We start from the raw sequence: 4,781 nt of genomic DNA on the forward strand, positions 1-4,781 counted from the left end.
CGTGACCCTGGGCATCCTGATTTATGTGGGGTTTCGCTTCGAATGGCGTTTTGCTGTGGGCGGTGTGCTCGCCATGCTCCACGACCCGATCCTGGTAGTGGGCTTTTTCGCCATCAGTCAGGAAGAGTTCTCCCTGACCGTGATTGCGGCTTTGCTGGTCATCATGGGCTATTCGCTCAACGACACGGTGGTGGTTTTCGACCGCATGCGTGAGGACCTGCGGGCGTCCCGCAGCGGCGATGTGGCGCAGATTTTCAACGTCGCTATCAATGAGACCCTGTCACGAACGGTGATTACCAGTTTCATCACCTTCATGGTCGCCCTGTCGCTCTTCCTCTTCGGCGGACCGGTGATTCACGGGTTTGCCACAGCGCTGGTTATCGGTGTGGTGGTGGGTACTTATTCCTCAATTTTTGTCGCGAGCCCGATTGCGCTGTGGCTGGGCCTCAAGCGGGAGCACGTCCTCAAACGCCAGTTTATCAGTGCTAAGGATCGTAACGACGGCGCTACTTTATAGTTGCGTATAGTCTTATCGGCGCTGCGGGCTTGCTGCCAGCGTCAAGAAAGATTAAGGTATGCTTCCACGGAGAGGTACCGAAGTGGCCATAACGGCGCCGACTCGAAATCGGATGGGGGGCAACCCCACGTGGGTTCGAATCCCACCCTCTCCGCCATATTAAACAGATAGTTACCCAGCATCTCTCTCCTGAATCGCCCTGCCTGATTTTGCGCCGCATAGCCCTGAGTGACTAAAAGTGGTATTTCAAATCCGCAGCAGTAATGGTGTTAAATTTTTTATAATAACTGATCACGGGAAACTCATTGTATGAGGCGGTATAAGATAGTTGTAAGGCTAATGGACCATACAGCCGGGATTGAAGGCTGGTAACCGACTCATAGGTATTGTTGTTGGCTGTTGATAGCAGGGCGGTTATGGATTCCTTGAAAGTTGCATGACGGGTCAGGTGCCACTGATAACCCACCGCCAAACGAGCGGCTGGGTTGGTTTGACGTTTCATGCCTATAGGCTGGTCTTCCTGAGCACCGATGCCTCCCTGGTAATCTATGGACATGGTTTTGTCGATAGGTACGATATTGCCTTCGCCTATGGTTTCTATCAGATGGTAATAATATCCATTAAATTGATTGCGGTCATAACGTATATCACCGAAAACATAGTGAACATTTGGTTTGAAGTAATATCGAAATTGATTCTCCAGAACGAGGCGATTGGCATAAACCGCCGTCGATGCGGCAGTATAATTGTAGCTCACATGCGCACGATTTTCCCAACGGTGATATTGCCAGCGTGCCCAGTCGTTACTGTGGAGATTTAAGGATGGGTATGTTCCCGTGGCGCTGGAAAATCCGAATGCCACGCTCCCTGACCAGAGTTTTGGCTTTTTAGCTGTGTTGGCGAAGGCGCATGTGAATGGTGTGAGCCCGGTAATAAAAATGAAAGTTATAGTAACTATAATGTATGCACGGTATTTCTGATGGGATGGTATTTGAGACGTCGACAGCAATGTCATAGGCTCTCCTGTTCAGTATGTTGAGGGTGATTTTCCATGCATCAGAATCATGGCAGCCTGGACATGACTGCTATGCGCGCTATCTCGCGGTGGCACCTAAAAGTGGTAAGCCACCCAGGAATACGCATGGTCTGGACCCTTTGATACTGGTTGTCACCGTGCCATTAGGGGGGCGATGGCGGCTACGGGCGCGCTCAAGCGGTGGCAAACTCAACCCCGGGCCACCCCGATCTCCGAGAGGGCAGGATACCTGCCGGACGAGATGGGGTAAACCAGCAGTTGATCCGATACAGGCTGTCTCTCCTTTCTGATAACCATTTGGCAACAAACCTAGAAAAGGCAGTAAGGTTGCCGGTCAAATTCGTTATACGGTCGCGAAGTCATCTGACGCCCTGCATGGTCTCGCAGTGGTACCGTGGCATTGATCATCGCGGAACCCGACGTGCCGCCACTGGATGCCCCCCTGTACTGCTCGTCACCAGCAAGCTGGTCGAGGAAATAGTGCGGGAGGCGGCCCCTTCCGCAGATTTATAATGCCTTGTAGACTACGGCCCTGCTTCGACTGCGTTTGTCTGGAAATATGGGGATCAGACGTCGCGAAGCGCTTCTTCATGTTTGGGATGAAAAATGGAAATAGAGAATAACGACGTTAACATTTTGACGTTCTGCAATATAAGCGGCCTCAGCAAAGAGGACCAAGATATGCTTATCCGTGTCGGGGAATGGATCACCCCGGCCATCCCGGCGCTGACCGGGCGCTTTTATGAGGTGTTGCAGGAAGACCCGCAAACGGCGCCTTATCTGGATGGCCGTCTGGATGTACTCCAAAAAACGCACATCGCCTGGATGAAAGAACTGTTTGCGGGCGATTACGGTGAAGATTTCATTCGCCGTCAGGAAAAAATCGGCGAGGCGCATGTCAGGGTCCGGGTGCCACCGCTGTTTGTGGCGGCAAGCATGAGCTTCCTGAGGGCCGCGTTGCCAGAAGTAGTCTCCAGAAATATGCAGGATACACAGGTGGCAGGCAAAGCCATCGCATCCCTCCTGCGCTTGATGGACCTTTGTCAGTATCTCATTGATCGTGCCTATAACCATTCATTGATGGATAATCTGGGCATTAATCCGGCTCTTTTATTGCGTCTGCAGACTATTGGCAGCAAGACGAAGTAAACAGTTATTTTCCCTTAATGGATACAGTACGCGTCGACGTTCAGGGGATCTGCATCCTGGCATCAGGCAAGCGTTGTAATTCGCCTCTGATTAGCGTGAAAATCGCCATTTTCCGACACGGGCAGCCCATGATCTGAAGGACGGGTACTGTATAATCCTGGGGGCGTTCAATGCCTGTGGAGGTGGTGCATGTCTGGCGCGTGGGCGTGGTTGTGGGTTAGCTCTTCGTGCTGGTGCGGGTGGCGATGACGGACTCCTGGCGCCACCGGAACCGCATGAGGGTGCTGGTGATGTGCTCCATGCACATGGGTATGATCATGTTCCATAAGGGTATGGGTATGGGTATGTTCGTGACGTTCGGTGAGATGCATCCAGATACCCCAACCCATCAGCGCCCCGGCAATCAGTAAGAGCGGGCCGACCGGAGCGCCGAGCATCACGCTGAGTGCGGCACCGACAAAGGGTGCGCTGGAAAAATACGCTCCCGTCCGCGCACTGCCGAGATGGCGCAGGCCGACCACAAAAAGGGCGAGGCTGACGCCATAGGCGAAAAACCCGAGCAGCATTGCCGCCGCCGCGTCCGGCAGGGCAGGCAGGCGGTCACCGAGTAACAGCGCCAGACCGAGATTGACGCTGCCCGCCACCCAGCCTTTATTGGCAGCGATCCAAGTGGTATCGGTCAAGGACACCTTGCGGGTCAGGTTGTTGTCCACGCTCCAGGCGAAGCAGGCGCCGATGATGGCGGCGGCGGACCACAGATGATCAAAATGTACCTGCCCCGGCCAACTGAGGAGGACCATCCCCAGCACAATCGCCACCATGCCCCAGGCAATGCGCCGGTCAAAACTTTCCTTGAATACCCACCATGCCAGCAGCGTGGTAAACACCGCCTCCGCATTTAATAATAAAGAAGCGGTCGAAGCTGCCGACCCGTGCAAGCCGATCATGAACAGCACCGGCGCCATGATCCCGCCGGACAGCACCGAAGCGGCAAACCAGAAGGCATCCCGGCGCGATAGCCGCACGGATTCGGCACGTCGCAACCAGCGATAGAGCGTCAGGCCCAGACCTGAGCCCAGATAGAGGAGTCCAGCCAGCATCCACGGACTCACCGACGTCAGCAGAATCTTCGCCAGCGGCGTGCTTGCGCCGAAGAGAAATGCTGACAGAAGGGCAGCCTGAATGCCAGGACGCTGCAGGGTATGGAGGCGTGACATGGGAATCCTGTTGTTGGGGTCGGGCAGCTTATACCCCGGATTTACCGCTAATACGTAACCTACACCTCGCCGACGGGAAGGCGCAGGTGCCCTGACTGCTCCTCGCCTGGGGGGTCTCAAGGAGTGGACCTGCCGGGGATTTAACTTTTTTGCGCAGGGGCGTGCTGTGCCCTAGCGCCGCGGACCGACACCCATTCCACCACCCGCTCCGGTTCCCATCATTCCCGCACCAGGACCCATGCCTGCCGCGCCGCTACCCATACCGGCGCCGCCATTCATACGACCGGGACCCATGCCGGCACCACCTGCGGGCGGTACGGCGGGTAAGGTTACCCCTCTTTTCTTGGCCAGTTCCATCATTTCTTCGTGGTGTTCCTGACGTATCCGTTCGCGTTCCTGGATGGTCTTGGCTGCACGCAATTTGGCACGATACTCCACACGTTCCTTGGGGGTCATCAACTGGCTGCCATACATCATTTGGTTTTGAACCTGTCCGGCAACCGGGCCCGCATCCGCAGCGAGGGCAACCCCGGTCGGCAGACATAGGACGACGCCGAAGATCGGAATTAAAAATGATTTTTTAGACATCTCGCACCTCCAGTGAAATATCAACGCTATCGAAATATAGTTTTTGTTGCCCCTTCAGGCAAGGAAATTGGTCCGCTGGTCCGGGCCCAACAGTGGGCGCCTGGCGGGCCATGCGGCATATAGTACTGGCGCCAGCCACAAAGACATGAACACCGACAGCAGCAGACCACCCATGACCGCTACCGCGAGGGGCTTGAGCAGGTCGGTGCCATGGCCGACGCCGATGGCCAGTGGCAGAAAGCCGAAGACGTCGGCGAGCATAGTCATCAGGATG

General features: G+C 55.3%; 6 protein-coding genes and 1 tRNA gene. 3 read left to right on the forward strand and 4 right to left on the reverse strand.

What is annotated here, in order from left to right:
- Both secF and AC2VNK_RS07060 read left to right on the forward strand, forming a co-directional pair.
- On the forward strand, window positions 1–517 hold a 517-nt coding region (gene secF / locus AC2VNK_RS07055), incomplete at its 5' end, for a protein translocase subunit SecF (RefSeq protein WP_486883288.1).
- Between the two features lie 68 nt (window positions 518–585).
- A tRNA-Ser gene (locus tag AC2VNK_RS07060) sits at window positions 586–674 on the forward strand.
- Between the two features lie 75 nt (window positions 675–749).
- Here the strand turns inward: AC2VNK_RS07060 and AC2VNK_RS07065 are convergent.
- Entirely contained in the window at window positions 750–1,532 is a 783-nt protein-coding gene (locus AC2VNK_RS07065; protein WP_291521908.1) for a DUF481 domain-containing protein, read from the reverse strand.
- 627 nt (window positions 1,533–2,159) lie between these two features.
- On the opposite strand from AC2VNK_RS07065, the gene AC2VNK_RS07070 reads away from it, so the two are divergent.
- Window positions 2,160–2,702: a protoglobin domain-containing protein gene (locus tag AC2VNK_RS07070; RefSeq protein WP_291521906.1), complete on the forward strand. Its 543-nt coding sequence runs from the start codon at window positions 2,160–2,162 to the stop codon at window positions 2,700–2,702.
- A 167-nt stretch (window positions 2,703–2,869) separates the two neighbouring features.
- Here AC2VNK_RS07070 and AC2VNK_RS07075 read toward each other — a convergent pair whose 3' ends face one another.
- From AC2VNK_RS07075 to AC2VNK_RS07085, 3 genes are all read right to left on the reverse strand, one after another.
- Complete coding sequence (locus AC2VNK_RS07075) at window positions 2,870–3,919, reverse strand: DMT family transporter (protein WP_486883289.1); 1,050 nt, start codon at window positions 3,917–3,919, stop codon at window positions 2,870–2,872.
- Between the two features lie 171 nt (window positions 3,920–4,090).
- Window positions 4,091–4,507 (reverse strand): hypothetical protein, encoded by a 417-nt coding sequence (locus AC2VNK_RS07080; protein ID WP_291521902.1) that lies wholly within the window; start codon window positions 4,505–4,507, stop codon window positions 4,091–4,093.
- A 54-nt stretch (window positions 4,508–4,561) separates the two neighbouring features.
- Window positions 4,562–4,781, reverse strand: a 220-nt coding sequence (locus tag AC2VNK_RS07085) for an efflux RND transporter permease subunit (RefSeq protein WP_486883290.1), incomplete at its 5' end; no start/stop codon positions are given.

The sequence above is a fragment of the Acidithiobacillus sp. TH-A35 genome (assembly GCF_057473505.1).

Coding starts and splice junctions, on each gene's coding strand:
- AC2VNK_RS07075 (WP_486883289.1), bottom strand. CDS start 3,919: ATGTCACGCCTCCATACCCTGCAGCGTCCTGGCATTCAGGCTGCCCTT.
- AC2VNK_RS07080 (WP_291521902.1), bottom strand. CDS start 4,507: ATGTCTAAAAAATCATTTTTAATTCCGATCTTCGGCGTCGTCCTATGT.
- AC2VNK_RS07070 (WP_291521906.1), top strand. CDS start 2,160: ATGGAAATAGAGAATAACGACGTTAACATTTTGACGTTCTGCAATATA.
- AC2VNK_RS07065 (WP_291521908.1), bottom strand. CDS start 1,532: ATGACATTGCTGTCGACGTCTCAAATACCATCCCATCAGAAATACCGT.